Raw genomic sequence first — 26,757 nt, forward strand, 5'->3', positions numbered from 1 at the left:
GGCATGAACACATTCATGAACTACACGGGCATAGCCGCTCTTTTCGTCCTCGTCCTGCTGCCCGCACTGGTCGGCCTCGCCCGCGAACGGCGCATCGACCGCGAGCTGCGGGCGCCGGAACGGAACCAGGGAGCCGAACCGCCGCAGGCCGAAGGCGCCGCACGGCCGGTCGCGGCCACACGGCGCCCCTCCATCGGCTCCTGGGCCCGGGTCTAGAAGTCGTCGTCGAAGCCGACGGAGCCCTCCACGGCCACCTGGTACGCGGACGGCCTGCGCTCGAAGAAGTTCGTCAGCTCCTGGACGCCCTGGAGCTCCATGAACGAGAACGGGTTCTCGGAGCCGTACAGCGGGGCGAAACCGAGGCGGGTGAGGCGCTGGTCGGCTACACACTCCAGGTACTGGCGCATCGACTCGGTGTTCATTCCCGGCAGGCCCTCGCCGCAGAGGTCGCGGCCGAACTGCAGCTCCGCCTCGACAGCCTCCCTCAGCATGTCGGTGACCTGCTGCTGGAGGGCGTCGTCGAAGAGATCCGGCTCCTCCTTGCGGACCGTGTCCACGACCTCGAACGCGAAGTTCATGTGCATGGTCTCGTCACGGAAGACCCAGTTGGTCCCCGTGGCGAGGCCGTGGAGCAGACCTCGGGAGCGGAACCAGTACACGTACGCGAAGGCGCCGTAGAAGAACAGCCCCTCGATGCACGCCGCGAAGCAGATCAGGTTCAGCAGGAAACGACGGCGGTCGGCCTTCGTCTCCAGCCGGTCGAGCTTCTCGACCTCGTTGATCCACTTGAAGCAGAACTGCGCCTTCTCCCGGATCGAGGGAATCTCCTCGACCGCGTCGAACGCCGCCGCGCGGTCGTCCGGGTCGGGCAGGTAGGTGTCGAGCAGCGTCAGATAGAACTGGACGTGAACGGCCTCCTCGAAGAGCTGCCGGGACAGATACAGCCGCGCCTCGGGCGAGTTGATGTGCTTGTACAGCGTCAGTACGAGGTTGTTGGAGACGATCGAGTCCCCCGTCGCGAAGAACGCGACGAGCCGCCCGATCATGTGCTGCTCGCCGGGCGACAGCTTCGCCAGATCGGCGACGTCGGAGTGGAGGTCGACCTCCTCCACCGTCCAGGTGTTCTTGATCGCGTCGCGGTAGCGCTCGTAGAAGTCCGGGTAGCGCATGGGCCGCAGGGTCAGTTCGAAGCCCGGGTCGAGCAGGTTCTTGGTCTCGGTGGAGCTCATTACTGGCAGGCCTCGCAGGACTCGGGGTTTTCGAGGGAGCAGGCGATCGCGTCCGCGTCGGGGGCGGCCGCCTGTACGGGGACGGGGGCGGCCGACGCCGCGCGGGCGATCCGGGTCGCCGGGCGCGAGCGCAGGTAGTACGTCGTCTTCAGCCCCTGCTTCCAGGCGTACGCGTACATCGAGGAGAGCTTGCCGATCGTCGGCGTCTCCAGGAACAGGTTCAGCGACTGGCTCTGGTCGAGGAACGGCGTACGCGCCGCGGCCATGTCGATCAGGCCGCGCTGCGGGATCTCCCACGCCGTGCGGTACAGCGCCCGTACCTCCTCGGGGATCCAGGCGAAGCCCTGCACGGAACCGCTCGCCTCGCGCAGCGCCTCCCGGGTCCGCGCGTCCCACACGCCGAGCTTCTTCAGCTCGTCGACCAGGTAGGCGTTGACCTGGAGGAACTCACCGCTGAGCGTCTCGCGCTTGAAGAGGTTGGAGACCTGCGGCTCGATGCACTCGTACACCCCGGCGATCGAGGCGATCGTCGCCGTCGGGGCGATGGCCAGCAGCAGCGAGTTGCGCATTCCGGTCGTCGCGATCCGGGCGCGCAGGGCGTCCCAGCGCTCCGGCCAGTTCAGCTCGGTGCCGTAGTGGTCGGGGTGCAGCACACCGCGGGCGGTGCGGGTCTGCGACCAGGCGGGGAGGGGGCCGGAGCGCTCGGCGAGATCGCAGGACGCCTCGTACGCGGCGAGCATGATCCGCTCGGAGATCTTCGTGGACAGCGCCCGCGCCTCGGGGGAGTCGAACGGCAGGCGCAGCTGGAAGAAGACGTCCTGGAGGCCCATCGCGCCCAGGCCCACCGGACGCCAGCGCGCGTTGGACCGGCCGGCCTGTTCGGTCGGGTAGAAGTTGATGTCGACGACCCGGTCGAGGAAGGTCACGGCGGTGCGGACCGTGGAGTCCAGGCGCTCCCAGTCGATGTCGCCGTCGGCCACGAACGCGCCTAGGTTGACCGAACCGAGGTTGCAGACGGCCGTCTCGCCGTCGTCCGTGACTTCGAGGATCTCGGTGCACAGGTTCGAGGAGTGGACCACGCGGCCCGGCTCGGCGGTCTGGTTGGCCGTGCGGTTGGAGGCGTCCTTGAACGTCATCCAGCCCTGACCGGTCTGCGCGAGCGTACGCATCATGCGGCCGTACAGGTCCCGTGCCGGCATCGTCTTGCGGGCCAGCCCCGCCGCCTCGGCGGCGCGGTACGCCGTGTCGAAGTCGTCGCCCCACAGGTCGACCAGCTCGGGCACGTCGGCGGGCGAGAACAGCGACCACTGGCCGTCCGCGTCGACGCGGCGCATGAACTCGTCCGGAATCCAGTGCGCCAGGTTGAGGTTGTGCGTACGCCGCTGGTCCTCGCCCGTGTTGTCGCGCAGCTCCAGGAACTCCTCGATGTCCGCGTGCCAGGTCTCCAGGTAGACGGCCGCGGCGCCCTTGCGGCGGCCGCCCTGGTTGACGGCGGCGACCGAGGCGTCCAGCGTCTTGAGGAACGGCACGATCCCGTTGGAGTGCCCGTTGGTGCCGCGGATCAGTGAACCGCGGGCGCGGATACGGGAGTACGAGAGGCCGATGCCGCCCGCGTGCTTGGAGAGCCGGGCCACCTGGTGGTAGCGGTCGTAGATCGAGTCGAGCTCGTCCAGCGGCGAGTCCAGCAGATAGCAGGAGGACATCTGCGGGTGCCGCGTGCCGGAGTTGAAGAGCGTGGGGGAGGAGGGGAGATAGTCGAGCCGGCTCATCAGGCCGTACAGCGCGGCGACCTCGTCCAGCGCCTCCGGGGTGTCGTCCTCCGCGAGACCGGACGCGACGCGCAGCATGAAGTGCTGCGGGGTCTCGATCACCTCGCGGGTCAGCGGGTGGCGCAGCAGATAGCGGCTGTAGAGGGTCCGCAGTCCGAAGTAGCCGAACCGGTCGTCGGCGCCGCCCACGAGCGAGGCGCCGACCAGGGCGTCGAGCCGGGAGGCGTGGACCCGGACGAACTGGGCGGTGCGGTCCGCGATCAGGCCCTCGCGGTGGCCGACGGCGACGGAGGCGGAGAAGGAGACCGCGCCCTGGCCTGACGCCTCGTCCGCGATGGTGCGGGTGAGGAGGCGGGCGGCGAGCCGGGAGTAGGCGGGGTCCTCGGAGATGAGGCCCGCGGCGGCCTCGGTGGCCAGCGAGCGCAGCTCCGCCTCGTCCGACTGGGCATTGCGGCCGCGCAGCGCGGCGGCGGCGACACGGCCGGGGTCGGTGTCGGGCAGATCCGCCGTGAGGTCGGTGAGGGTCCGCAGCAGTGCGGTCCCCGGGGCGTCCGTGGACGTTGCGGTCCCGGCGGACCGGTTCTTCTCGGCGGACTCTGCTGCTGAAACCGGATCGGCTGGCGCGATGGTCACCGCGGTGCTCTCCCTCGCTCGGCTCGGGGCCGGCGGGGAACGGGGGCAGCCGGGCAGCGTGGGGCCCGGAGGCGGCAGCACTGCGTGCGGCGTCCACCGGCCCATCCGCGAGGCCCGGACGTCTCTGCGCCCGGTTCGGTCGAGCCGGGCGCGCTGCCGACAGGTCTTCGGACTTCGGATGTGCAAAAGCACACCGATCACACCGTTGCGGGACAGTTCCGGATTCGCACCGGATTCCCCTGCGGCGACAGCGAGCATGAGCATACATGTGGGGGCTGCCCGTCGAGGCAGCCCCCACATGTTGTGTCGTGTGTCCGGAGCCCGGCCGGAGTGCTGTCAGGGTGCCGTCATAGTCAGTGGCCGCCCGGCGCACCCACCGTGGCGGGCGGGAGCACCGTCTTGACGCCCGGGTCGCCCGCGTCCGCCGTGTAGTCGGACGGGGAGGTCTCGTCGATCCCGGCCGGTGCCTTCAGCGCGTTGAGGACGAAGGTGAGGACGACCACGACCACCACGTTCAGGACGAACGCGGTGAGACCGATGTAACCGATCTCGCCGATGCCCGGGATCTCCTTCGAGGAGCCGCCGAAGTGCTTCTGCGTCGGGCTGGCCACGCCGTACGCGGCGACCGTCCCGTACAGCATGCCGACCGCCCAGCCGGCGATCAGGGCCCAGCGGTGGAACCACCGGGTGAAGAGACCGCCGACCAGCGCAGGCATCGTCTGGAGGATCCAGATCCCGCCGAGCAGCTGGAAGTTGATCGCGACCGTCTTGTCCATCGTGAGGACGAAGGCGAGCGCACCCACCTTCACCAGGAGCGAGACCAGCTTGGAGACCTTGGTCTCCTGCGCCGGGGTCGCGTCGGGCTTCAGGAAGTCCTTGTAGATGTTCCGGGTGAAGAGGTTCGCCGCGGCGATCGACATGATGGCCGCCGGGACCAGCGCGCCGATGCCGATCGCGGCGAAGGCGACGCCCGCGAACCAGTCGGGGAACATGTTCTCGAACAGCTGAGGGATCGCCAGCTGTCCGTTGTCGACCTTGACCCCGGCCGCGATGGCCATGAAGCCGAGCAGCGCCAGCAGGCCCAGCATCAGCGAGTACAGCGGCAGGATCGTGGTGTTGCGGCGGATCACGTCGCGGCTGCGGCTGGAGAGCGTCGCCGTGATCGAGTGCGGATACATGAAGAGCGCGAGCGCCGAACCCAGCGCCAGGGTGGCGTAGCCCCACTGGCCCATCTCACCCGGGACGAGCGCACCGCGCGGCTTGCCGGTCGCCTCGTTGGTCTGGGAGAACGCCTCGCTCGCCTTGGCGAAGATGTCGTCGAAGCCGCCCAGCTTGATCGGGATGTAGATGATCGCCACGGCGATGACCAGGTAGATCAGCCCGTCCTTGACGAACGCGATCAGCGCGGGCGCCCGCAGGCCCGAGGAGTAGGTGTACGCGGCGAGCACCGCGAACGCGATCAGCAGCGGCAGGTCCCTGATGAACCAGTGCGTCGTCTCGCCACCGCCGACGCCCATCACGTCCAGCACCGCCTGGATGCCGACGAGCTGGAGCGCGATGTACGGCATCGTGGCGAGGATGCCGGTGAGGGCGACCGCCAGTGAGAGCCCCTTCGAGCCGAAGCGGCCCCGGACGAAGTCCGAGGTGGTGACGTACCCGTGCTTGTGCGACACCGACCACAGACGCGGCAGGAACGTGAAGATCAGCGGGTAGACGAGGATCGTGTAGGGGACGGCGAAGAAGCCTGCCGCTCCCGCCGCGTAGATCGCCGCGGGGACGGCGACGAAGGTGTACGCCGTGTAGAGGTCGCCGCCGAGCAGGAACCAGGTGACCCAGGTGCCGAACGACCGTCCGCCCAGCCCCCATTCGTCCAGGCTGTTCTCGTTCTCGGCCTTCCGCCAGCGGGCGGCCATGAAGCCGATGACCGTGACGGCCACGAAGAAGAAGATGAACACGGCGAGTGCTACGCCGTTGACGCCGTCCTTCATGCTGACGCACCTCCCTTGCGGGCGCGCTGGTCACGCTGCCACAGCGTGTAAGCGATCATCGTCAGCGCGGTCGAGATGACGACCCAGAGCATCTGGTACCAGTAGAAGAACGGGATGCCGATAAAGGTCGGATCGACCTTCGCGTACGAGCTCACCCAGAGCATCGCCACGAACGGCGCGATGAGACAGAGGGCGATAACCACCCGCACGGGTGTGATCGTTGGTCGTTTTTCGGCGGTGTTTTCGGGCATGTGGTGCTCCGTCCCCTCGCTGGTCACCGGTGTAATGCGCACGAAATCTAGGCGAGGGGTCCGTCCAGCGTCACCCCCTGTCCGCATTGCGGTAGTGCAACGGTGATGTCTCGGTGAGACTCACGAGCGAAGCCATGGTCCGGTTCACGCCCCTCGCCTTCTCGTGCACAGCGAACGGCCCCCGTGGGAGAGGTGATTCCACGGGGGCCGTTCGTCGTGCGGTCGCGACGGACGAGGTGGTCGCGACGGGTGGAGCGGTGGCTCAGTCGGTGGGCCGCTTCAGGCGGGCCACGAACTTGTAGCGGTCGCCGCGGTACACCGAGCGCACCCACTCCACCGGTTCGCCGTGTCCGTCGATCGAATGCCGGGACAGCATCAGCATCGGCAGGCCGACGTCCGTACCCAGCAGTCCGGCCTCGCGCGGGGTGGCGAGCGAGGTCTCGATCGTCTCCTCGGCCTCGGCCAGCCGGACGTCGTACACCTCGGCGAGCGCGGTGTAGAGCGAGGTGTACTTCACCAGTGAACGGCGCAGCGCGGGAAAGCGTTTGGCCGAAAGGTGGGTGGTCTCGATCGCCATCGGCTCACCGCTGGCGAGGCGCAGCCGCTCGATCCGCAGCACCCGGCCGCCCGCGGTGATGTCGAGCAGGCCGGCGAGCGCGTCGTCGGCCGTGATGTATCCGATGTCCAGTAGCTGGGAAGTGGGTTCCAGCCCCTGGGCCCGCATGTCCTCGGTGTACGAGGTCAGCTGGAGCGCCTGGGAGACCTTCGGTTTGGCGACGAAGGTTCCCTTGCCCTGGATGCGCTCCAACCGGCCCTCGACGACCAGTTCCTGGAGCGCCTGGCGCACCGTGGTGCGCGAGGTGTCGAACTCGGCGGCCAGGGTCCGCTCGGGGGGTACTGGGGTGCCGGGCGGCAAGGTGTCGGTCATGTCGAGCAGATGGCGCTTGAGCCGGTAGTACTTCGGTACGCGTGCCGTACGCGTACCCGCACCGGTCTCGTTCTCCGTACTGCCCCCGTCGGCACCCATGGCCCGCCTTCCCGCCTGCTGCGTTGCTGCCGTCACCGGCTCCTCCGTCTATCGCGGCTCACATGGTGGCACGGTCCGGTCACGGGTCGTCGCCCTCTCCTAGGTGTCGGTCCGATAACGGACGCGAGTGCACTTCTTATACACCCTTGACACCCCTAAAGGTCTAGGCCAAGCTCCCGGTACTGGTCTAAACCATTAAAGACCAAGTCCCAGCCCCACAGGCAGTACTCGTCGTACGTTTCCGCGGTGGGCGGGGGGTTGCTGGTATCCCTGAGGAGGGTGTGGCATGAAGCGCAAGCTCATAGCGGCGGTCGGCGTCGCGGCGATGATGTCCGGTATTGCGGCGTGTGGTGGGGACGGCGGCAACGCTTCGAAGGACCCGAAGGACCGCTCCGAGGAACTGACCGTCTGGCTGATGGTCGACGCGCAGAGCACCTGGCCGGAACTGGTCAAGGACGTCAACGCGCAGTTCAAGAAGAAGTACCCGAAGGTCAAGGTCAACGTCCAGTACCAGCAGTGGGCGGACAAGGCCAAGAAGCTCGACACCGCCCTCGGCGGCGACAAGTTCCCGGATGTCGTCGAACTCGGCAACACCGAGACGATGCAGTACATCCTGAACGGCGCCCTCGCCGAGATCGACCCGAAGAAGTACGACAACTCGGATACCTGGATCAAGGGTCTGAAGGACACCTGCACCTTCGAGGGCAAGCAGTTCTGCGTGCCCTACTACGCCGGTGCGCGTGTGGCGATCTACAACAAGGACATGTTCAAGGCCGGCACGGGCAGCGACGCGCTTCCGCAGACCGAGGCCGAGCTGCTCACCGCCCTCGACAAGGTCTCCGCCGAGTACGCCAAGAAGGACAAGCGCTTCTCGTCCCTCTACCTGCCGGGCCGTTACTGGTACGCGGCCATGTCCTACGTCGCGGCGTACGGCGGCTCCATCGCCGAGTACGACGAGGGTGCGAAGGAGTGGAAGGGCAACCTCTCCTCCGCCGAGTCCCAGAAGGGCATCGAGCACTTCATCAACCTGGTGAAGAAGTACAACAAGGCCGACATCACCAAGGACGAGCAGGACCACGCCAACGTCATGGCCAACGAGAAGGCGGCCCTGATCTACGGCAACGGCTGGGAGGCAGGCTCCGTCACCGACGGCGCCAACAACGGCAACCCGAAGCTCGAGGGCAAGATCGCGCCGGCCGGTATGCCGGGCCCCGAGGGCAAGGCGCTGCCGTCCTTCATCGGCGGCTCCGACCTCGCGATCACCGCGAAGTCGAAGGTCACGGACCTCGGTGCGGAGTGGGTCTCGCTCTTCACCAGCGAGAAGTCGCAGGAGGTGCTCGCCTCCAAGAACATCCTCCCGAACAACGAGAAGCAGCTCGAGCCGCTGAAGGCCAAGCCCGAGACGGCAGCCGTCGCCAACGCGGTGCCGGACGCCTGGTTCACGCCGATCGCGCCGGGCTGGACGTCCATCGAGAAGGACGAGGTCCTGGAGAACATGCTCCTGGCGATCCTCAAGGGCACCTCGGTGGCCGACGCGGCCAAGAAGGCCGACGACGAGATCAACGCGCTGATCAACAAGTAACGCGACAGGGCCTTCGGCTCTCCAGGCGGGGGCCCGGCACGCACCGGGCCCCCGCTTCCTTTCGTAGACGTATGCCGTGATCTCCGGGTGCAGCCCCCGGAATCCCGATGGAAGGTCAGCCACGTGACTGCCGCCGACACCAAGGCCGCCGGGCCGCCTCCGGTACCCGTACCACGTGGTCCGGAAGAGACCGGGCCGTCGTCCCCCGCGAACGACGCCATGCCGCGCGCCAGGAGGCAGCGGAAGAAGGGCGAACTCCTTCCGTACTTCCTGATCCTGCCGGCGATCCTCGCGATCGCCGCGGTGTACGTCTATCCGCTGATCAAGACCGTGATCATGTCCTTCCAGGACATGGGCCGGGCGGCCCTGTGGGGCAACGGCGAGACGCCGTGGGTCGGCTTCGAGCAGTTCACCAACATCCTCGGCGACCCCGAGTTCTGGCAGGTCACCGGCCGCACGGTCGTCTTCATGACGGTCTGCGTGGTGCTGACCATGGGCATCGGCCTGCTGATCGCCCTGATGATGCTGCGCCTGTCCACCTGGGTCCGGCTCACCCTGACCGTCGCGCTCATCGCCGCCTGGTCGATGCCGCTGATGGTCGCCGCCTCGGTCTTCCGCTGGCTCGCCGACTCCGACTACGGCCTGATCAACACGCTTCTCGCCGACCTCACGGGCGACGAGGACAAGTGGCTCGGCCACAACTGGTTCCTCGACCCCTGGCAGGGCTTCGGCATCATCACGCTGCTGGTCGTGTGGGGTGCCATCCCGTTCGTCGTGATCACGATGTACGCGGCCCTCACCCAGGTCCCCAAGGAACTGGAGGAGGCGGCCTCCCTCGACGGAGCCACCGCGTTCGGCGTCTACCGCTACGTGACCTGGCCGGTCATCAAGCCCGTCTTCACCATGGTCGCGACCCTGTCGGTCATCTGGGACTTCAACGTCTTCGGGCAGATCTGGCTGCTGCGCGGCAACAAGCCCGAGCCCGAGTACGAGACCCTCGGCCTCTACTCCTTCTCCAAGGCGTTCGAGTCCACTTCCTTCAGCCAGGGCAGTGCGATCGCCTTGATCACCGTCCTGATGCTCTCCGGTGTCGCCGTGTACTACCTGCGCCAGCTGATCAAGACGGGAGAGGTCGAATGAGCACCTCCACAGCCCCGAACACACCTGCCCAGGTCCTGCGGCCCGACCGCAGGAAGAACCGCCTCGGCTACAACATCCTGGCCCTGGTCACGGCAGCGCTCATGGCCTTCCCGGTCTACTGGCTGATCATCAGTTCGCTGCGCCCCAACCACGAGATCCGGTCCTACGACCAGACGCTCTGGCCCTCCTCGCTCACCTTCGACAACTTCGCGCGCGCGGTGAAGCAGGACAACTTCGCCACCGCGATCCAGTCGAGCCTGATCGTCTCGGTCACCGCGGTGGTCGGCGGGATGATCATCGCGACGCTCGCGGCCCTCGCCATCGGACGCTTCCGCTTCTTCGGGCGGAAGGCGCTGATGATGGTGATGATCCTCGTCCAGATGCTGCCCCCGACCGCGATGCTGATCCCGATCTACCTCCAGCTCAACGCCATGGGCGGCATCGACGAGTACTGGGGACTCATCGTCGTCTACCTGGTGTCCACGCTGCCTTTCGCGACCATCATGATCCGCGGTTTCGTCATCAACATCCCGGTGGAGCTGGAGGAATCCGCGATGGTGGACGGCTGTACCCGCATGGGAGCCTTCCGTCGCGTCATCTTCCCGCTGCTCGCCCCGGGACTCGCCGCCGCGTCGATCTTCGCGCTGGTCAACGCGTGGAACGAGTACCTCTTCGCGTACATCCTGATCAACGACAACTCCAAGTACACGCTCAACGTGTGGCTGATGACCTTCACCACGGAACGCGGTACGGACTACGGCGCCCTGATGGCCGCCTCGACGCTCATCTCCATTCCGGTCGTCATCTTCTTCATGATCATCCAGGGGAAGATGGCCACGGGTCTCACCTCAGGCGCCGTGAAGGGATAAGGCCCCATGACCACCCTCGTAACCACCACGGACACCCTCACGCGCGACGCGCTCGCCGTGCTCCAGCCCGGATTCACCGGCACGACCGCCCCCGACTGGCTGCTGCGCAGAGTCGGCGAGGGCCTGGCCTCCGTCGGGCTGTTCGGACGCAACATCGAATCGCCGGGGCAACTGGCGGCGCTCACCGCCCAGCTGCGGGCCGAGCGCGAGGACGTCCTCGTCGCGATCGACGAGGAGGGCGGCGACGTCACCCGGCTGGAGGTCCGTCACGGGTCCTCGTTCCCGGGCAACTTCGCCCTCGGCTCGGTCGACGACGTGACGCTCACCCGGGCCGTCGCCCAGGAACTCGGCCGCCGGCTCGCCGAATGCGGAGTCAACCTCAACTGGGCGCCGTCCGCGGACGTCAACTCCAACCCGGCCAACCCGGTCATCGGCGTACGGTCCTTCGGCGCCGACCCCCAGCTCGTGGCCCGGCACACCGCCGCGTACGTCGAGGGGCTCCAGGCATCCGGTGTCGCCGCCTGCACGAAGCACTTCCCCGGCCACGGCGACACGGCGGTCGACTCGCACCACGCGCTGCCGGCCATCGACGTGTCCCTGGACACCCTGCACGCCCGTGAGCTGGTGCCCTTCCGCGCGGCCATCGCCGCGGGTTCCAAATCGGTGATGAGCGCGCACATCCTGCTTCCCGCACTCGACCCGAACCGCCCGGCGACGCTGAGCCCGCAGATCCTGACCGGTCTGCTGCGCGAGGAGCTGGGCTACGACGGCCTCATCGTCACCGACGGCATGGAGATGCAGGCCATCTCCGCGACGTACGGGATCGAGCGCGGCTCGGTCCTCGCGATCGCCGCGGGCGCTGACGCGATCTGCGTCGGCGGCGGGCTGGTCGACGAGGGCACCGTGCTGCGGCTGCGCGACGCCCTGGTGTCCGCGGTACGCGACGGAGACCTGTCCGAGGAGCGGCTGGCGGACGCCGCCGCCCGGGTACGGGCCCTCGCGTCCTGGACGCGGGGAGCCAGGGGGGCTGTCTCGGAGCCGGGTGCGGCAGCGCGGGAGGGGGCCGCGCCCGGCACCGGAGTCGGCAACGACATCGGCCTCGTCGCGGCCCGCCGCGCGGTACGGGTCACCGGCACCGGCGCACCGCTGACGGGCCCGGCGTACGTCGCCGCGTTCACCCCGGTCGCGAACATCGCGGTCGGCGACGAGACCCCGTGGGGCGTCGCCGCCGAACTGGCCCGGGTCCTGCCCGGCACCGGCACCGACACGTACAGCGCCGAGAGCGCGGCACCGGCCGCCGACACACTGCGGGCGGCGGGGGAGCGGCGCATCGTCGCGGTCGTCCGAGACCTCCACCGGCACGTGTGGATGGCGGAGGCGCTCGACGCCCTGCTGGCGGCGCGTCCCGACACGGTCGTGGTCGAGATGGGCCTCCCGCAGGCGGAGCCCAGAGGGGCCCTGTACATCGCCACCCACGGGGCGGCCCGGGTATGCGGCGTGGCCGCGGCGGAAGCACTCACCGCAACCTGACCCGCCCGCACCCCGACCTCAGCCCCGCCCGGCCGCCAAGGCCGGCCGGGGCTGAGCCCATTTCCGGGTCACCGGCCCGAGTCCGAACCCGTCCGGCGATCGGGGCAAGCCGTTCGCCGGACGGGCGACGCACAGGCGGAAGGGCCGGCACACCCCTCGGTGCCCGGCCCCCGCAAGCGCTGAACGACTAAATACCCTGCCACGCGGGCTTCGCCGCGTACGTGGCGCGGAAGTAGTCCCCGAGCTTCAGCTTCGACGCCGCCGCCTCATCGACCACCACCGTCGCATGCGGATGCAACTGGAGCGCCGACGCCGGCACGATCGAGGCGACCGGCCCCTCCACCGTCTGGGCGACCGCCTCCGCCTTGCCCTCGCCCGTGGCGAGCAGGATCGGGTGCCGGGACTCCAGGATCGTGCCGATGCCCTGCGTGATCACGTGGTGCGGCACCTGGTCGATGTCGTCGTCGAAGAACCGCGCGTTGTCGACCCGCGTCTGCTCGGTCAGCGTCTTGATCCGCGTGCGGGACGCCAGCGAGGAGCACGGCTCGTTGAACCCGATGTGCCCGTCGGTGCCGATACCGAGCAGTTGGAGGTCCACCCCGCCCGCCTCGGCCAGCGCCCTGTCGTACGCCTCGCAGGCGGCCTGGACGTCCTCGGCGGAACCGTCGGGCCCCATGAAGGACGCCTCGGACAGCCCGAGCGGCTCCACGACCTCGCGCAGCACCACCGAGCGGTACGACTCGGGGTGGCCGGGCCGCAGCCCGACGTACTCGTCGAGCTGGCAGATGCGGGCGCGCGAGGCGTCCACGGCCCCTGAGCGCACCTTGGCGGCCAGCGCCTGGTAGATGGGCAGCGGGGTCGATCCGGTGGCAACGCCGAGCAGGGCGTCGGGCTTGCGGCTCAGCAGGGCGCCGATGGCCTCCGCGATGAGCTCGCCGCCTGCCGCGGCGTCCGGGACGATGACAACTTCCACGCTGGTGCCTGCCGATCTGAAAGGTGGAGTCATGTGGTATAGACCAATCAAGTCCCCAATCTAGCAGAATCGGGCAGCCCGGAGGGGACCTGCTCACACACCGGTCCGCCCGTTCGTCCCGCTGGCGGCCGGCCGCCGGGCCGTGGTCGACTTGTGTGCGAGCCGGCGGGCGCGAGCCCGCACGCACCCACCGCATGGGAGGCCCCCATATGTCCGCCACCTCTTCGGCCGTGCAGCAGGACCAGGGCGAGCAGCCGGGCCGGATCATGTCCGGCGAGATGGCCGAGCAGCCGGCCATGCTGCGTCGCATCCTCCAGCGGGGTGCCCCCGGCATCCGTGAGGTGGCCGCCGAGATCGCGGCGAAGAAGCCCCGGTTCGTCCTGCTGACGGCCCGTGGTTCCTCGGACAACGCGGCGCTCTACGCCAAGTACCTGCTGGAGATCCGGCTCGGCCTGCCGTGCGGCCTGGCCTCGATGTCCACCACGACGGCCTACGGCGCCCGGCCGGACCTCACGGACGTCCTGGTGATCACCGTCAGCCAGTCGGGCGGCTCGCCCGACCTGGTCGCCTCCACGAAGGCCGCCCGCGCCGCCGGGGCGATCACCCTCGCGGTGACGAACAACCCGGACTCCCCGCTCGCCGCCGTGTCCGAATACAGCATCGACATCCTCGCGGGCCCCGAGAAGGCGCTGCCCGCGACCAAGACGTACACCGCCTCGCTGCTGGCGCTCTATCTCTTCGTGGACGGCCTGACCGCGGGCGACGGCCCGGCCGCGGCCGAGCCCCTGCCCGGTCTGGCCGAACAGATCCTGGCCCGGAAGGACGAGGTCAAGTCCCTGGCCTCGCGCTACCGCTTCGCCGAGCGCATGGTCATCACCTCGCGCGGCTACGGCTACCCCACCGCGAAGGAAGCCGCCCTGAAGCTGATGGAGACCAGCTACATCCCCGCTCTCTCCTACTCGGGCGCCGACCTGCTGCACGGCCCGCTCGCCATGGTCGACAACATCTCCCCGGTGATCGCCGTCGTCACCGACGGCAGGGGCGGTGACGCGCTCCAGCCGGTCCTGGACCGGCTGAGGGGGCGTGGGGCCGATCTCTTCGTGGTCGGCCCGAAGGCCCAGGTGGAGGCCGCTTCGACGGGCTTCGCCCTGCCGACGGCCGGGGTCCCGGAGGAACTGCAGCCGATCCTGGAGATCCTCCCGCTCCAGATGCTGGCCTACGAGGTGACGATCGCCCGTGGTCAGGACCCGGACGCGCCCCGCGCCCTGGCCAAGGTCACCGAGACCCACTGACCGGCGGTGCGGGGGGATCGTGGCGCCGTGCGTCCCGGAATCACCCGCGGGACCGTACGCCCCCGAAAACACCCGCGGGCCGCGGCGCCGGGACGGGACCCTCAGCCCGTCCGGCACCGCAGCCCGGAGTTACCAGGCCGGTGGTGTGCGGTTCCTCCGGCCGAGGAGGCACCGGCGCAGTCAGGGCAGAGAGTGCCGGGTGCCTCGATCCGTTCTCCTGTGCGGGGAGAACGGAGGTCTTTCCTGTGCATTGTGGACTAGACCAATCGCCCCTGTCCATCCGTGCGCACAGCTATTCCGGCGGAACTTCCCGCCTGCCCTCTCTCACGGGGCTGCGGGCCGATCGGTTCGGATACTCAGAGTATCCACGGGTACGCTCGCACACGTGCCCTCCATGAACGACCTCGTCCGCCAGCACACAGCCCTGAGCGATACCGACCTCGAATGGCTCCACCTGCTGGTCTCGGAGTGGCAACTGCTCTCCGACCTGTCCTTCGCCGACCTCGTCCTGTGGGTCCCGACCCGCGACGGGACCCGGTACGTGTCCGTCGCGCAGATGCGGCCCAACACAGGCCCCACCTCCTACCAGGACGACATGGTCGGCCATCTGGTGCCGCGCGGCCGGCGTCCGCTGCTGGACGCCGCGCTGGACGAGGGCCGGATCGTGCGCGAGGGCGACCCGGAGTGGCGCGAGGAGGTGCCGGTACGGGTCGAGTCCATCCCCGTACGCCGTGAGGGCCGCGTCCTCGGGGTGATCGCCCGCAACACCAACCTCCTCACCGTCCGTACGCCCTCCAGGCTGGAGCTCACCTACCTCCAGTCCGCGTCCGACCTGGCCCAGATGATCGCCGCCGGGTCCTTCCCGTTCCCCGGCCAGCAGGTCGACATGGACGCGTCGCCGCGCGTCGGGGACGGGCTGATCAGGCTCGACGCCGACGGAATCGTCCAGTACGCCAGCCCCAACGGTCTCTCCGCCTACCACCGCCTCGGCCTCGCCTCCGACCTCGTCGGCCACCACCTGGGCACCACCACGGCCGAGCTCGCCCCCTCCCGGGGGCCGGTGGACGAGGCCCTGGTCAAGGTGGCCAGCGGGTACGCGCCCCGTGAGTTCGAGGTCGAGTGCGCCAGCGGCGTGATCCAGCTGAGGGCCATCCCGCTCAAGCCCAAGGGTGTCCGTATCGGTTCACTGGTCCTACTGCGGGACGTCACCGAACTGCGCCGCCGCGAGCGCGAGTTGATCACCAAGGACGCCACCATCCGGGAGATCCACCACCGGGTGAAGAACAACCTCCAGACGGTGGCCGCCCTGTTGCGCCTCCAGTCCCGACGGATGGATTCCGAACAGGGCCGAGAGGCGCTCAACGAGGCGGTCCGGCGCGTCGGTTCGATCGCGATCGTGCATGAGACGCTGTCTCAGAACCTGGACGAGCGGGTCGAGTTCGACGAGATCGCGGACCGCGTCATCGCGATGGTCGCGGAGATCTCCCCGGGCAAGGTCACCTGCCGCCGCACCGGCCGCTTCGGGATCCTCGATGCGGAAGTGGCCACTCCGCTCTCGATGGTGCTCACCGAGGTGCTGCAGAACGCCCTGGAGCACGCGTTCACCGTGGCCGAGCGCGGCACGGTGGAGGTCTCGGCGGTACGGGGCGGATCGCCGTCCGACGCGCGACTTCTGATCACCGTGTCGGACGACGGCCGCGGACTGCCCGAGGGATTCGATCCGAAGCGGGCCGGGAACTTGGGGCTGCAGATCGTCCGGACCCTGGTGGAGGGCGAGTTGGGCGGCAACTTCGACATGGTCCCGGGGCCGGAGCAGGGCACCCAGGTGATCCTGGACATCCCGGTGGGTTCGGACAAGTAGACGAACAACGGAAGTTCGGCCGGACCGTCCGACCGGTCGGGCGGCATTCCGGCAGTGCGCACAGCAGTGGGCCCGGACCGTGGTGACGGTCCGGGCCCACTGCTCACTCTGTACGTTGCGATGCGCTACGGGGTACTGCGCGCTGCGACTCGAAGGCGGGGCTGTGCGTACGCTCTGTACGCGCCGCCGGGCTGAGGCTCGTAGCGGGGGGCGTCGGTCAGGCGCTGGCGTTACGCGCCCGGTTGCGAGCGGCACGGCGCTTCATCGCGCGGCGCTCGTCCTCGCTGAGGCCACCCCAGACGCCGGAGTCCTGGCCGGACTCGAGCGCCCACTGCAGGCACTGCTCCATGACGGGGCAGCGACGGCAGACGGCCTTGGCTTCCTCGATCTGCAGCAGCGCAGGACCGGTGTTGCCGATGGGGAAGAACAGCTCCGGGTCTTCCTCACGACAAACGGCGTTGTGACGCCAGTCCATGGCTGCTACCTCTCCTTGGTATTTCAAGCTCGTTGCTTGTGAATGTGAACGCTTTCACGAATCCCCCCGCAGACACAGGGCCGACTCCCAGGTGAACTGGTTGTGGTCTTGTCAGTGAGGAGGGGTTCTGGCTCTCAGTGGAGGCCGGTGTTGCGGGCCGTCCCGATCGCCATGTAGAGATTCGCAAACCTCGGCGGCGGATACAACCCCTTCTGGAAAGTTTTTTTTGATTCCTCGGTGTCGGCTAGGTCACAGCCGTACTTCCATGGGGTGGGGGCCAGCCCAAACGTTCGAGTTAAAGGACTTTGGGCCCTTCCACTCACACAATCACACGCAGTGCACGGCGTACGCCTGTGAACGTCACGCTCGTACGCAGTCCCAGGTGGTCGCCGTCCATCTGGAAGGGCAGTGGGGCCTTTGAATGCAAGGTGAAGTCGGTGAGGTCATGAAGTGAAACGGCGTGCTTGCCGTGAGGGCCCTTCTCCGGGCTCGAAGTGAGCAGCTGGGTCGCGTAACGGGCGACCGCAGGGGTGGAGAGACGCTTCAGTCCGAGGACGTCGAGGCCGGTGTCGAAGGACGCCTTCGGAGAGGCGTACATCGGGCGATTCCCCAGGTAGGTCCAGGGGGCGGTGTTGCAGATTATGGACAGCGCGAGGTCCGTGACGGGGTTCTGCCCGGGCACGCTGAGCGTGATCAGGCCGTGCCGTCGGTGGGGTTCCTCCAGGAACTGGCGGACCACCTGGCGCACGTACAGCGCGTGTGTCGAACGCTTGCCCAGTTCGCGCTTCTGTTCGACTCGACCGATCACGCCGGCGTCGAATCCGAGACCGGCACAGAAAGTGAACCAACGCCCCGGAACGGACTCGTCCTCCGTGCCCGGTGTGCCGGCCGCGAGGCCCAGGCCGACCGTGCGCTCACTGCGCTGTTCTAGGGCGTCCAGAATGGCGCCGGTGGCCTCCACGGCGTCGTTGGGCAGTCCCAGGGCGCGCGCGAAGACGTTGGTGGAGCCGCCGGGGACGACGGCCAGGCGCGGCAGGCTGTCCACATCGGGCCCCTTGTGCAGCAGCCCGTTCACGACCTCGTTGACCGTGCCGTCGCCACCGAGGGCGACCACCAGATCGATGTCGTCGGAATCCGCCGCCCGTCGGCCGAGGTCACGGGCGTGCCCGCGGTACTCCGTGGTCACTGCTTCGATCTTCATCTCGCTCGCCAGAGCGTGAATCAGCACGTCACGGGTCCGCGCACTGGTAGTGGTGGCAGCTGGGTTGACCACGAGGAGTGCGCGCATGTCCGCAAGACTACCTACCGCGAGGTACCGGCCAGAAGTCCCGCACCCCTGTGCTCACGCTCGGTGACGGGCCGTGAAGGCCGACAGCGTCCCAGCACCCCGGCTTCACTTCAGGCCGGGAAGGATGCCAACCTGCATAGCGTGAGCATTCAGGAGAACACGCCCTCTTCCTCGCCGTCGGCCGGGCAGGAGAAGCCGGGCAGGATCGCCGCGGTGGCCGGACTCAACGCCCTCGAAGGGGCGGCGCTCGTCGTCGGCGGGATCTACATGGTGGTCATGGGCCTGCTCGGCCGGCCCGACAGCCCGCAGCAGGCGGAGATGGGTGGACTCACCCTCATCGCACTTGGCCTGATTCCGCTGTTCGCCGCCCGCGGACTGCTGCTGCGGCGCAGCTGGAGCCGCGGGCCCGCGCTCATCACCCAGCTGATGGCCCTGCCGGTCGCCTGGACCCTGCTCAGGGCTCAGGGCGCGCTCATCCCGGCCGGTATCGCCCTCGCGGCCGTCGCCGTGACGGCGCTGGTGCTCCTGCTCGACCCGGCGACCACGCGGGCGCTGGGCATCCGGGGGCCGCGTACGACCCCCGACGCCTGAACCCCGGGATCTACTCCTCTACGAGAAGGCGTTCGCGCAGCTGCGCGAGCGTGCGGGCCAGCAGTCGCGAGACGTGCATCTGCGAGATGCCGACCTCCTGCGCGATCTGCGACTGGGTCATGTTCCCGAAGAAGCGCAGCAGCAGGATGCGCTTCTCGCGCGGCGGCAGGTCCTCCAGCAGAGGCTTCAGCGACTCGCGGTACTCGACGCCCTCCAGCGCCTCGTCCTCGGAGCCCAGCGTGTCCGCCACCGCGGGGGACTCGTCGTCCGTGTCCGGGACGTCCAGCGACAGCGTGCTGTAGGCATTGGCCGATTCCAGGCCCTCCAGGACCTCTTCCTCGGAGATGCCCAGCCGCTCCGCCAGCTCGTGCACCGTCGGAGAGCGGCCGTGCTGCTGGGAGAGCTCGGCGGTGGCCGTGGTCAGCGAGAGCCGGAGCTCCTGGAGACGCCGCGGCACCCGTACGGCCCAGCCCTTGTCACGGAAGTGGCGCTTGATCTCACCGACCACCGTGGGGGTCGCGTACGTCGAGAACTCCACGCCGCGGTCCGGATCGAACCGGTCCACCGACTTGATCAGGCCGATCGTGGCGACCTGGGTCAGGTCGTCCAGCGGCTCGCCGCGGTTGCGGAACCGGCGGGCCAGGTGCTCCACGAGCGGCAGGTGCATCCGCACCAGCCGGTTGCGCAGCTCCGCCTTCTCGGGAGAGCCGTCGGGCAGTTCCCGCAGCTCGATGAAGAGTGCCCGCGCCGCGCTGCGGTCGCGTGGATCGTGATGCCCGTGCTCGCTCATCTGGACCGTCCGCTCTGCCTGCGACTGCTCCACCGCGGCCGTACGGCCTTGCGTCCCGTCCGCCCCGTCCACCGGATGCGGCTTGGCCTGTTGCTCCGGGATGCCTGTCGCGCGCACCACCCCGGGGCGGATCGTCTCGTCCCGCACAGGTCCGTCCCCGTTCCCGTCGCTCACGCCGGCCCGGGTCCCGCGCCGCGCTGTTTGTAGAGGCTGATGGTGACCGTACGGTCATCCGCGACCGTGGAGTCGACCTTTCCGGCCAGCGCCGAAAGCACCGTCCAGGCGAAGGTGTCGCGCTCCGGTGCGCGGCCGTCCGTCGTCGGGGCCGACACCGTCACCTCGAGCGAGTCGTCGATGAGCCGGAACACGCAGCTGAGGACGGAGCCCGGCACGGCCTGCTGAAGCAGGATCGCGCAGGCCTCGTCGACCGCGATGCGAAGATCCTCGATCTCGTCGAGAGTGAAGTCCAAACGCGCTGCGAGACCGGCCGTGGCCGTTCGCAGCACCGACAGGTAGGCACCCGCAGCGGGCAGCCGGACTTCTACGAAGTCCTGATTCCCGGGCTCGCCTGCGATCTGGGACACCCTCACCTCCAAGGTGGCACAAACTCTTTCGAGGCTCCGGGAGGGTGGCCCGAAGCCATGCGGTCCGTCGTCGGTTCTTGGTTCGGCGACGCTATCGCGATCCATGATGCCGTGTCGCCAAGACCCCACCCGATGGCCGTCACTCATGGTAAGCCCATGAGTACGCACAGTGGCTAGGGGTCTGCGTCGGCCAATTACGAAGAACCGGCGCCGGTTTGACGTACCCAGACGTCAGACGATCGAACCGTCCTCGAAGCACCAACGCCAGCTCTCGCCCGCTTCGAAGCTCCGCATCACCGGATGACCGGTCTCCTTGAAGTGCGCCGTTCCGTGCCGCAGGGGCGAGGAATCGCAGCATCCGATATGCCCGCAGTCGAGGCAGAGACGCAGTTGCACGGGGTGGCTGCCGACCGCCCGGCATCCGTGCAGGTCTCACTGAGCGGGGCGGGCTCGGGGTGCGGAAGTTCCTGAAGATGCGGGCACTCACTCATGATGTGCAGGTTACGACGGATGTGAGGACCGTGAGATGGACGCATTGCCGCTGGTGGCACTGGTCGCGGCCAGTGCGGCGGTAGCGGGGGCCGCGCGCCGGACCCCGGTGCCCGCCCCGCTGCTGCTGGTCACCGTGGGGCTGCTGGCCTCGTACCTGCCCGGTGTACCGACGTACACCCTCGACGCGCACATCGTGCTGCCGCTGCTCCTGCCGCCGCTGCTCTACACGGCGGCCGTGGACAGCTCGTACCTCGACCTGCGGGCCAACATCCGGCCGATCGCCCTGCTGTCGGTCGGGTACGTGCTCTTCGCGACGCTGGCGGTCGGGTGGCTGGCCTATCTGCTGGTGCCCGGTCTGCCGCTGACCGCCGCCCTGGTGCTGGGAGCGGTGATCGCTCCGCCGGACGCCGTCACGGCCGCGGCGATCGCGCGGAGGGTGGGGCTGCCCCCCAGGGTGACCACGATCCTCCAGGGCGAGTCCCTGGTGAACGACGCCACCGCGATCACCGCCTTCAAGGTCGCCCTCGCGGCGGCGGTCGGCGAAGGCGTCAGCTGGGGCGCCGGGATCGGTGAGTTCCTGCTGGCCGCGGTCGGCGGTGTGGCTGTCGGTCTGCTGCTGATGGTGCCGCTGCACTGGCTCCGTACGCATCTGAAGGAAGCACTCCTCCAGAACACCCTGTCCCTGCTGATCCCCTTCGTGGCCTACGCGGCCGCGGAACGGGTGCACGCATCCGGAGTGCTCGCGGTGGTCGTCGTCGCGCTGTACCTGGGACACCGCTCCTGGCAGGTCGACTTCGCCACGCGGCTCCAGGAGGCGGCGGTCTGGAAGATGGTCGCCTTCGTCCTGGAGTCCGCCGTCTTCGCCCTCATCGGGCTGCAACTGCCCTTCGTGCTGGAGGGCCTCGGAACGTACAGCGTGGGAGAGGCGCTCTGGTACGCGTTCGCCGTGTTCGTCGCGGTCGTGGTGGTGCGGTTCGTCTGGGTCTATCCGGCGACCTATCTGCCGCGATGGCTGTTCAGACGCATCAGGGAGCGGGAGCCCGGGACCAACTGGACCGCGCCCCTGATCGTCGGCTGGGCCGGGATGCGAGGCGTCGTCTCGCTCGCCATCGCCTTCTCGATCCCGATGGCCATGGACGACGGGGAGGACTTCCCGGCCCGCAACCTGGTGCTGTTCCTGACCTTCACGACCGTCATCGGCACCCTGGTGGTCCAGGGCCTGACCCTGCCGCTCCTGGTCCGCGTACTGAAGCTCCCGGGGCGGGACCTGCGCGCGGAGACGCTCGCCGAGGCCCAGGCCCAGAGCCAGGCGTCCACAGCCGCGGAGGCCCGCCTGGAGGAGCTGCTCGCCGACCGGAGCAACTGTCTGCCCGAGCCGCTCGCCGACCGGCTGCGGACGGTCCTGGAGCGCCGCCGCAACGCCGTCTGGGAGCGGCTCGGTGCGGCCAACCCGGTCACCGGGGAGTCGGCGGACGACACCTACCGGCGGCTCGCACGCGAGATGATCGACGCCGAGCGCGAGGTCTTCGTCCGGCTGCGGGACGAGCGGCGCATCGACGACGAGATGATGCGGACACTGCTGCGCCGGCTCGACCTGGAGGAGGCGGCGGCCTACCGCGAGACGGACGACGCCTAGGGCCTGTCGCCAGGGCCTCTCGCCGGGCGCGCTCTGCCGCGACCGTCACAGCGGCACGGGAGGCTCCGTCTCGTAGGCCCGGTGCAGCTGCTTCAGGAAGAGGGGCGCGTCCGGCAGGGCGGCCGAGCCGATGCGGCGTACCGGGACGCCCGGGGTCCAGGAGTTCATGACGACGGCTCCGGCCAGCCCGGGCAGGTCGCCGAGGGAAATCTCCTCGGTGCGCTGGGGGACACCGAGGTCGTCCAGCCGGCGGCGGATGATGCCCATCGTCGTGCCCGTGAGCATCTCGGCGGACGGCCACACCACGCTCCGGCCGTCCCAGAAGGCCAGGTTCCAGATCGTGGCCTCGCTCAGCCGGCCCCGCCGGTCGACGAAGACGGCGTCGTCGAATCCCTGCCCGACGGCCTGGCGGAGGCGGTACGTCTTGGCCACCTCGCCGACGTGCTTCACGGCCGGGAGCTCCCGTTCGTGCTCGACCGCCGCCAGCGACAGCGGGCCCTCGGGGCCGGTCGCGGCCGGTCCCGTACGGACCAGCAGCTCAGGCTCCACCTCGGGGCCGGCCACGGTGAACTCGCCTGCCGGGGAGTACACCGTGGCCGTCAGCGAGAGATCGGCCGGGCCGGCCCGCAACGCCGTCCGCAGGCAGGAACGGACCCGGTCGTCGGGCAGTGCCCGCCCGAACATCTCCAGGGAGGCGGACCGCAGGCGCTCCAGGTGGAGGTCGAGGCCCCGGACCCGGCCGTCCCTGACCTGTAGTGCGGTGAAGTGGGCGTAGCCCGCGAAGGCGAGGGGCGCCAGCTCCTCGGCGGTCGCCGCCAGGCCGTTACGTTGAACGACGAAGGACATCGTGCATCACTCCAGCATCAGCCAGTATCGGTGGGGCTCCTGTGCGGAATGCCCGCTCGGTGGGGCGACGTTAAGGCTTGACATCGATGCGAAGGTCAAGCGGCGAAGGCCGGATACGACAGGCGGGGCACCATGCTGATCGGGGAGTTGTCCCGGCGTACCGGGGTCAAGGCGCGGTTGCTGCGGTACTACGAGGCGCAGGGCCTCCTGGACGCCGGACGCGCGCCTAACGGCTACCGGGACTACGACGAGGACGCGGTCGTCACCGTGCGGCGCGTGCGCGCCCTGCTGGACGCGGGCCTGTCCACGGACGTGATCCGTTCGGTGCTGCCCTGCGTCCGGGGTGAGGCGCAGGAGGTGCCGGAGTTCGACTGGTGTGCCGACCTGCGGGGCATCCTCCAGGGGGAGATGACGGCCATGGACGAGCGCATCGACAGCCTCCGGCGCACCCGCGGCACTCTCGCCGGCTACGTGGCGCAGTCGCCCGTCGGTACCTCAGGCTGAAGGGCGGGCTGGAAGGGCGTACCGGTGACGACGGCTGCGAGGCGCGTCCCCGGGGCGAACGCGCCCTCCTCGGTGAGCGTGGTCAGCGCGTACAGGAGCTTGGCCACGTAGAGCCGCTCGACGCGCAGCCCGTGCCGGTCCTCGAAGTCGTCGGCGAAGGCGTGCAGCTCCGGGGGCGTACGGGCGTAGCCGCCGAAGTGGAACCGCTCGTCCAGAGACCACCACCCTGCCGGGCCGCCGAACGCCTCCTGCTGCAACTCCCGTACCGCGTCCCCGAGGAAACCGCCGCGAAGGGCCGGGACGCCCAGGGCAAGCCGGCCCGGCCCGAGCCCGGCGGCGAGGCCGGCGAGGGTCCCGCCGGTCCCGCAGGCGACCGCGGCCACGTCGGCCAGACCGCGCAGCTCGCGCCCGAGCGCTGTGCAGCCCTGTGCGGCCAGCGCGTTGCTGCCACCCTCCGGGATGACGTTGCACTCCCCGAAGAGGCTCAGCAGCCCGCTCAGGACGTCAGGATCGGTCTTCGAGCGGTACGTGGCGCGGTCCACGAAGTGCAGTCGCATGCCGTCGGCCGCGCACTGCGCGAGCGAGGGGTTGAGCGGCCGGTGCGCCAGCTCGTCGCCGCGCACGACTCCGACAGTGGGGAAGCCGAGCAGCCGCCCGGCGGCGGCCGTGGCGCGCAGATGGTTGGAGTAGGCGCCCCCGAAGGTCAGCACGGTGCGACCCTCGGCGGAGGCGAGGTTCAGAGAGAGTTTCCGCCATTTGTTGCCCGGCAGGTCCGGGTGGATCAGATCGTCGCGCTTGAGCAGCAGCCGTACGCCCCGGCGCTCGAAGCGCTCGTCCTCGGCGGGCTGGAGCGGCGAGGGGAGGGCGGGCCGCAGCCGGGGCGTACCGGATGTTTCATGGTGCACACACGCATTGTCCCGCAGCGGATCACTTCAGGCGTTCGTGGATACGGGCCCGCATGGAGGTCATCGAGAATCCGCGCGGGTCGACCTTGCCGGGCTGCCACTCCCGGTGACCGATCACCGACGGGGCTCCCCAGTGGTGGTAGCGGCACACGGCTGCCGCCGCCCGCTCGATGGCTTCGAGCTGGACGGCGGGCCAGGGGTCCTTCCCGTCGCCGAGGTTCTCGCACTCGAATCCGTAGAAGTACCGGTTCCCGTCGGTGTTGGCCTCGTTGTCCGAGGGGAGACGTTTCTCTGCGATGACCGCCCGCAGCACCTCGTCGTCGCCGAGCCCGGCGTGGTTGGTACGGCCGTACCCGACCAGGTGGACCCGGCCGTCCTTGGCGATCACACCGTGGCAGAGCGGGCCCGGGAGGGTCGAGTGGCCGTCACGGCAGAGTTCGACGGTGCGGGCGGTGCCCCTGGTCACGGTGTGATGGATCATCACGCCGTGCACCGGCCCCCAGGGGCCCTTGTGGTTGCGGTTGTGGGTACGCCAGTCGCCGACCTGGACGACGGTGAGCCCCTCGTCCTTGAGGGCGTCGAGGAAACTGCTCGCGGACATGGGAGAGGACATGGCCGACTCCTTGTGTGCATGGGGGGAGAGCGTCGTACAGCGCTTGTACCCGAACCGGGCCCATCGGACCATCCGTTCGGACAGTGTGCGAGCTGATCCGGACAAAATCCGCGATCACCCTGCCGGACCGGCCCTGCCCGTGCTCAGTCCTGGGCGAGCCACAGGTCGGGGCCGAACACCTCGTAGTGGATGTCCGCCGCGGGGAGCCCTTTGGCGAGCAGCTGGGCGCGGACCGTGCGCATGAACGGCAGCGGCCCGCAGAGGTAGGCGTGGGCGCCGGAGGGTATCCGGAGGCCGGTCAGGTCGACCAGTCCTGTCCGGTCGGCGGGGTGGCCGGGCTCGGGGTTCTCGTACCAGAAGTGCGCGGCGGCGTCGGGGAGCCGGCCGGTGAGGGCGGCGTGCTCGGACCGCAGGGCGTGGTCGGCTGGGGACCGGTCGCCGTGCACGACGGTGACGGGCGAGCGGTGACCGGTGGCCGCCAGGTGGTCCAGCATCGACAGCATCGGGGTGCAGCCGATGCCGGCGGAGGCGAGGAGAAGTGGGGCGTCGACGGCGTCGAGCACCAGGTCCCCGTAGGGGGCGGAGACGCGCAGCCGGTCACCGGGGCGCGTGTGGGCGTGCAGGTACCGGGAGACCTCGCCGTCGGGGGAGCCGGCGCCCCGCACCCGCTTGACGGTGATCGAGCGCAGCGGTGAACCCGGGGCGCACGACAGGCTGTACTGGCGTATCTGGCGGGCGCCGTCGGGGAGTTCCACCTGTACGGAGACGTACTGACCGGGACGGAAGGCGGGTGCCGGAGCGCCGTCGGCGGGGCCGATCCGGAGGGTGACGACGTCCTCGGTCTCCTCGGTCCGGCCGGTCACCTCCCACTCGCGCCAGACGTCACCGGCCACGACACCCTGCTGGGCGTACAACCGTTCCTCGATGGCGACCAGGGCGTTGGCCATCAGCCAGTAGACCTCGTCCCATGCGGCGGCGACCTCCGGGGTGACCGCGTCGCCGAGCACCTCGGCGATGGCGGCGAAGAGGTGGGTGTGCACGACCTTGTACTGCGCCGCCGTCACGCCGAGCGAGGCGTGCTTGTGGGCGATGCGGTTCAGCATCACGTCCGGGCGGGTGTCCGGGTGCTCGACCAGGTGGGTGGCGAAGGCGGCGATCGAACCGGCGAGCGCCTGTCGCTGCGCACCGGACGCCTGGTTGCCCCGGTTGAAGAGGTCACGGAGCAGCTCGGGGTGGGCGTCGAACAGCTTCCGGTAGAAGAGGTCCGCGATGTCTCCGACGGCCGCTCCGACAGCGGGCAGTGTGGCGCGGACGGTGGCGGTCGAGGTCGCGGAGAGCATCGGTGAACTCCTGGGTGTCGGGGTGTGGAGCGGGGAGGGAGGGCGGCCGTCAGTCCGGGGCGGGACCGCTGCTGATGCCGATCAGCAGCGGGCCGGTGGGCGAGGCGACGAGTTCGGTCACGGTGAGTGGGTCGAGCGAGGCGTAGAACGCCTCCTGAGCCCGGCGAAGGGCGCCACGCAGGACGCAGGCCGAGCGGAGCGGGCAGGGGGCGCTGCCCTCGCACTCGACGACGTCGTCGGCACCTTCCAGCTCCCGTACGACCGCGCCGATCGACGCCCTGCTCCCGGCTTCCGTGAGGGTGAGGCCGCCGCCCCTGCCGCGCCGCGCGTCGACGAGGCCGAGGTGCTGGAGCCTGGCGACCACCTTGGTGGCGTGGGTGTAGGGGACCCGCATGGTGTCCGCCACCTCCCGGGTGGTCGGAGGGTCCTCGTTCTCCGCGACGGCCAGGCGCATGAGTACGCGCAGGGCCACATCGGTGAATCTCGTCAGCCGCATGAGGCTCACGCTAGATAATCTGCATCTGAGATGCAAATTAAGAGGTACGCGCG

25 protein-coding genes, 1 pseudogene and 1 riboswitch are annotated in these 26,757 nt (G+C 69.3%); of the genes and pseudogenes, 10 read left to right on the forward strand and 16 right to left on the reverse strand.

Annotated elements, in window-relative coordinates:
• Positions 1 to 3: 3 nt before the first annotated feature.
• Positions 4 to 216, forward strand: coding sequence for a hypothetical protein (locus ACFWSK_RS10975; protein ID WP_383783572.1), 213 nt, complete (start codon positions 4 to 6; stop codon positions 214 to 216).
• On the opposite strand, the gene ACFWSK_RS10980 is transcribed toward ACFWSK_RS10975, so the two are convergent.
• The 5 genes from ACFWSK_RS10980 to ACFWSK_RS11000 all read right to left on the reverse strand — a co-directional run bounded on the left by ACFWSK_RS10980 (position 213) and on the right by ACFWSK_RS11000 (position 6,897).
• The gene (locus tag ACFWSK_RS10980) at positions 213 to 1,229 is read right to left on the reverse strand and encodes a ribonucleotide-diphosphate reductase subunit beta (protein WP_383783573.1); all 1,017 of its coding nucleotides are present in this window, start codon (positions 1,227 to 1,229) and stop codon (positions 213 to 215) included. The genes ACFWSK_RS10975 and ACFWSK_RS10980 overlap by 4 nt on opposite strands.
• The gene (locus ACFWSK_RS10985) at positions 1,229 to 3,631 is read right to left on the reverse strand and encodes a ribonucleoside-diphosphate reductase subunit alpha (protein ID WP_383783574.1); all 2,403 of its coding nucleotides are present in this window, start codon (positions 3,629 to 3,631) and stop codon (positions 1,229 to 1,231) included. Before ACFWSK_RS10985 ends, ACFWSK_RS10980 begins: the two co-directional genes overlap by 1 nt.
• A gap of 140 nt (positions 3,632 to 3,771) precedes the next feature.
• A riboswitch (cobalamin riboswitch) is annotated at positions 3,772 to 3,908 on the reverse strand.
• A gap of 76 nt (positions 3,909 to 3,984) precedes the next feature.
• Positions 3,985 to 5,619, reverse strand: coding sequence for a monocarboxylate uptake permease MctP (gene mctP, locus ACFWSK_RS10990; RefSeq protein ID WP_383783575.1), 1,635 nt, complete (start codon positions 5,617 to 5,619; stop codon positions 3,985 to 3,987).
• Complete coding sequence (locus ACFWSK_RS10995) at positions 5,616 to 5,870, reverse strand: DUF3311 domain-containing protein (protein WP_383783576.1); 255 nt, start codon at positions 5,868 to 5,870, stop codon at positions 5,616 to 5,618. Before ACFWSK_RS10995 ends, mctP begins: the two co-directional genes overlap by 4 nt.
• A 262-nt stretch (positions 5,871 to 6,132) precedes the next feature.
• Positions 6,133 to 6,897, reverse strand: coding sequence for a GntR family transcriptional regulator (locus ACFWSK_RS11000; RefSeq protein WP_383783726.1), 765 nt, complete (start codon positions 6,895 to 6,897; stop codon positions 6,133 to 6,135).
• A 286-nt stretch (positions 6,898 to 7,183) separates the two neighbouring features.
• Between ACFWSK_RS11000 and ACFWSK_RS11005 the strand changes: the two genes are divergently transcribed.
• From ACFWSK_RS11005 to ACFWSK_RS11020, 4 genes are all read left to right on the forward strand, one after another.
• A complete protein-coding gene (locus ACFWSK_RS11005) occupies positions 7,184 to 8,479 on the forward strand; it encodes a sugar ABC transporter substrate-binding protein (RefSeq protein ID WP_383783577.1) in 1,296 nt (431 codons plus the stop codon).
• Positions 8,480 to 8,602: 123 nt separating this feature from the next.
• A complete protein-coding gene (locus ACFWSK_RS11010) occupies positions 8,603 to 9,619 on the forward strand; it encodes a carbohydrate ABC transporter permease (RefSeq protein ID WP_383783578.1) in 1,017 nt (338 codons plus the stop codon).
• The gene (locus tag ACFWSK_RS11015) at positions 9,616 to 10,488 is read left to right on the forward strand and encodes a carbohydrate ABC transporter permease (protein WP_383783579.1); all 873 of its coding nucleotides are present in this window, start codon (positions 9,616 to 9,618) and stop codon (positions 10,486 to 10,488) included. The genes ACFWSK_RS11010 and ACFWSK_RS11015 overlap by 4 nt, the downstream gene beginning before the upstream one ends.
• A gap of 6 nt (positions 10,489 to 10,494) precedes the next feature.
• On the forward strand, positions 10,495 to 12,018 hold the full coding sequence (locus ACFWSK_RS11020; protein ID WP_383783580.1) for a glycoside hydrolase family 3 protein: 1,524 nt from the start codon (positions 10,495 to 10,497) through the stop codon (positions 12,016 to 12,018).
• Between the two features lie 187 nt (positions 12,019 to 12,205).
• Here ACFWSK_RS11020 and nagB read toward each other — a convergent pair whose 3' ends face one another.
• Entirely contained in the window at positions 12,206 to 12,991 is a 786-nt protein-coding gene (gene nagB, locus ACFWSK_RS11025; protein WP_383783581.1) for a glucosamine-6-phosphate deaminase, read from the reverse strand.
• A 209-nt stretch (positions 12,992 to 13,200) separates the two neighbouring features.
• On the opposite strand from nagB, the gene ACFWSK_RS11030 reads away from it, so the two are divergent.
• Both ACFWSK_RS11030 and ACFWSK_RS11035 read left to right on the forward strand, forming a co-directional pair.
• A complete protein-coding gene (locus tag ACFWSK_RS11030; RefSeq protein ID WP_383783582.1) occupies positions 13,201 to 14,283 on the forward strand; it encodes an SIS domain-containing protein in 1,083 nt (360 codons plus the stop codon).
• Between the two features lie 394 nt (positions 14,284 to 14,677).
• Positions 14,678 to 16,144: a sensor histidine kinase gene (locus tag ACFWSK_RS11035; RefSeq protein ID WP_383783727.1), complete on the forward strand. Its 1,467-nt coding sequence runs from the start codon at positions 14,678 to 14,680 to the stop codon at positions 16,142 to 16,144.
• 217 nt (positions 16,145 to 16,361) lie between these two features.
• Here ACFWSK_RS11035 and ACFWSK_RS11040 read toward each other — a convergent pair whose 3' ends face one another.
• Both ACFWSK_RS11040 and ACFWSK_RS11045 read right to left on the reverse strand, forming a co-directional pair.
• The gene (locus ACFWSK_RS11040; RefSeq protein ID WP_003953983.1) at positions 16,362 to 16,619 is read right to left on the reverse strand and encodes a WhiB family transcriptional regulator; all 258 of its coding nucleotides are present in this window, start codon (positions 16,617 to 16,619) and stop codon (positions 16,362 to 16,364) included.
• Positions 16,620 to 16,938: 319 nt separating this feature from the next.
• Positions 16,939 to 17,907, reverse strand: coding sequence for a diacylglycerol/lipid kinase family protein (locus ACFWSK_RS11045; RefSeq protein WP_383783583.1), 969 nt, complete (start codon positions 17,905 to 17,907; stop codon positions 16,939 to 16,941).
• Between the two features lie 213 nt (positions 17,908 to 18,120).
• Between ACFWSK_RS11045 and ACFWSK_RS11050 the strand changes: the two genes are divergently transcribed.
• Positions 18,121 to 18,498 carry a hypothetical protein gene (locus tag ACFWSK_RS11050; protein ID WP_383783728.1) on the forward strand — a complete coding sequence of 126 codons (378 nt, stop codon included), beginning with the start codon at positions 18,121 to 18,123 and terminating at the stop codon, positions 18,496 to 18,498.
• Positions 18,499 to 18,508: 10 nt separating this feature from the next.
• Here ACFWSK_RS11050 and ACFWSK_RS11055 read toward each other — a convergent pair whose 3' ends face one another.
• The 3 genes and pseudogenes from ACFWSK_RS11055 to ACFWSK_RS11065 all read right to left on the reverse strand — a co-directional run bounded on the left by ACFWSK_RS11055 (position 18,509) and on the right by ACFWSK_RS11065 (position 20,363).
• On the reverse strand, positions 18,509 to 19,462 hold the full coding sequence (locus ACFWSK_RS11055; RefSeq protein WP_383783584.1) for an RNA polymerase sigma factor SigF: 954 nt from the start codon (positions 19,460 to 19,462) through the stop codon (positions 18,509 to 18,511).
• Positions 19,459 to 19,872, reverse strand: a complete 414-nt coding sequence (locus ACFWSK_RS11060) for an anti-sigma regulatory factor (RefSeq protein ID WP_173315837.1) — start codon at positions 19,870 to 19,872, stop codon at positions 19,459 to 19,461. Before ACFWSK_RS11060 ends, ACFWSK_RS11055 begins: the two co-directional genes overlap by 4 nt.
• A gap of 231 nt (positions 19,873 to 20,103) precedes the next feature.
• Positions 20,104 to 20,363: pseudogene (locus ACFWSK_RS11065) on the reverse strand (UBP-type zinc finger domain-containing protein).
• A gap of 35 nt (positions 20,364 to 20,398) precedes the next feature.
• On the opposite strand from ACFWSK_RS11065, the gene ACFWSK_RS11070 reads away from it, so the two are divergent.
• Positions 20,399 to 22,000 (forward strand): Na+/H+ antiporter, encoded by a 1,602-nt coding sequence (locus tag ACFWSK_RS11070; RefSeq protein ID WP_383783585.1) that lies wholly within the window; start codon positions 20,399 to 20,401, stop codon positions 21,998 to 22,000.
• A gap of 45 nt (positions 22,001 to 22,045) precedes the next feature.
• Here the strand turns inward: ACFWSK_RS11070 and ACFWSK_RS11075 are convergent, their stop codons facing one another.
• Positions 22,046 to 22,846 carry an aminotransferase class IV family protein gene (locus tag ACFWSK_RS11075; protein ID WP_383783586.1) on the reverse strand — a complete coding sequence of 267 codons (801 nt, stop codon included), beginning with the start codon at positions 22,844 to 22,846 and terminating at the stop codon, positions 22,046 to 22,048.
• Positions 22,847 to 22,978: 132 nt separating this feature from the next.
• Here ACFWSK_RS11075 and ACFWSK_RS11080 point away from each other — a divergent pair, with 132 nt between their 5' ends.
• Entirely contained in the window at positions 22,979 to 23,350 is a 372-nt protein-coding gene (locus ACFWSK_RS11080; protein ID WP_383783587.1) for a MerR family transcriptional regulator, read from the forward strand.
• On the opposite strand, the gene ACFWSK_RS11085 is transcribed toward ACFWSK_RS11080, so the two are convergent.
• From ACFWSK_RS11085 to ACFWSK_RS11100, 4 genes are all read right to left on the reverse strand, one after another.
• Positions 23,314 to 24,255, reverse strand: coding sequence for a 1-aminocyclopropane-1-carboxylate deaminase/D-cysteine desulfhydrase (locus ACFWSK_RS11085; protein WP_383783588.1), 942 nt, complete (start codon positions 24,253 to 24,255; stop codon positions 23,314 to 23,316). The genes ACFWSK_RS11080 and ACFWSK_RS11085 overlap by 37 nt on opposite strands.
• Positions 24,256 to 24,277: 22 nt before the next feature.
• Complete coding sequence (locus ACFWSK_RS11090) at positions 24,278 to 24,868, reverse strand: N-acetylmuramoyl-L-alanine amidase (protein WP_383783589.1); 591 nt, start codon at positions 24,866 to 24,868, stop codon at positions 24,278 to 24,280.
• Between the two features lie 143 nt (positions 24,869 to 25,011).
• Positions 25,012 to 26,208 carry a globin domain-containing protein gene (locus ACFWSK_RS11095; RefSeq protein WP_383783590.1) on the reverse strand — a complete coding sequence of 399 codons (1,197 nt, stop codon included), beginning with the start codon at positions 26,206 to 26,208 and terminating at the stop codon, positions 25,012 to 25,014.
• A 49-nt stretch (positions 26,209 to 26,257) separates the two neighbouring features.
• Positions 26,258 to 26,704, reverse strand: coding sequence for an RrF2 family transcriptional regulator (locus ACFWSK_RS11100; RefSeq protein ID WP_383783591.1), 447 nt, complete (start codon positions 26,702 to 26,704; stop codon positions 26,258 to 26,260).
• Positions 26,705 to 26,757 lie beyond the last annotated feature (53 nt).

It is taken from the genome of Streptomyces sp. NPDC058620, assembly GCF_042717135.1.
Classification (GTDB): domain Bacteria; phylum Actinomycetota; class Actinomycetes; order Streptomycetales; family Streptomycetaceae; genus Streptomyces.